Origin of the sequence: Streptomyces sp. NPDC007983 (assembly GCF_042958345.1) — a bacterium.
Lineage (GTDB): Bacteria > Actinomycetota > Actinomycetes > Streptomycetales > Streptomycetaceae > Streptomyces.
Genome location: NZ_JBIBJI010000071.1, coordinates 1 through 1096 on the forward strand (window position 1 = coordinate 1; position 1096 = coordinate 1096).

The 1096-nt window shown below is 68.2% G+C and carries 2 protein-coding genes; both read left to right on the forward strand.

The window, feature by feature from the left end; translation table 11 throughout:
- On the forward strand, window positions 1-621 hold a 621-nt coding region (locus tag ACFZCY_RS45490; RefSeq protein ID WP_391187723.1), incomplete at its 5' end, for an NAD(P)-binding domain-containing protein.
- A 76-nt stretch (window positions 622-697) separates the two neighbouring features.
- Window positions 698-1096 (forward strand): Gfo/Idh/MocA family oxidoreductase (locus ACFZCY_RS45495; RefSeq protein ID WP_391187725.1); only part of this gene is annotated, 399 nt, incomplete at its 3' end.

Consider the following 1096-nt stretch of genomic DNA (forward strand, 5'->3'; position numbering starts at 1 on the left):
CTGGCCTCGGGCGGACGCGCGGTGACCGCGGCGGAAGCCGTAGTGGACGTCGACGCCGTGATCCTCTCCATCCCCTTCGACCGCATTCCGCAGGTCGCACCACTGATAGCCAACGTGCCGGCTGACACGGTGGTCATCGACACGTCGAACTACATCCCGCATCGGGACAACGGAATCGCGGCGATCGAGGCCGGCCAGGCCGAGAGCGTGTGGGCTGCCCAGCAGCTGGGCCGGCCCATCGTCAAGGCGTGGAACTCGATCGGAGCCGAGTCGTTCGCGCACAGGAACAAGCCGGCGGGAAGTGCGGACCGCATCGCGCTGCCCGTCGCGGCCGACAGTCCTCGAGAGCGTGACCTGACCATGGCACTCGTCGAGGACACCGGGTTCGACGCCTTTGATGCGGGGCCGCTCGCACAATCGTGGCGGCAGCAGCCCGGCACCCCCGCCTACTGCACGGATCTCACCCGTCAGGAGCTGTCGGACGCACTGGCGGCGGCCGACGCGGCGCGATCACCGAAGCGGCGCGACCTCGGGTTCGCCGTGGTCCAGGAACGCTTCGGGGTCGGCGTGCAACCAGACGCGGAATACCTTGTCCGCCTGAACCGCGCAATTTGCATGTGAGCAGGGACGGGGGCTGACGCGGTGACCCGTCATTGTCGAAGTCGAACAGCTTATCGCTCTGTGTAGGAGTCTCACCATGTCTTCCCCCCACCAGACGCCCATTGGCGTGGGCATCGTCGGTCTTTCCGCCAGGCGCGGCTGGGCTTCTCAGGCCCACCTTCCCGCGCTGCAACAGCTGGACGGCTTCGAACTGCGCGCACTTTCGGCGAGCAGCGCCGAGTCCGCGCGGCAGGCTTCGGAGAAGTACGGAGTCGCGCAGTTTTTCGGGACGGCGGGAGAGCTGGCGGCGGCCGACGGGGTCGACCTGGTGGTGGTCACCGTGAAGGTGCCGGACCATCGGGAGATCATCCAATCCGCCCTGGGCGCAGGGAAGATGGTGCTCTCCGAGTGGCCGCTGGGCAACGGCACCGCGGAGGCCGAGGAGCTGGCGACCGCCGCTGCCGAACGCAAACTGCGCACCTTCACCGGGCTGCAG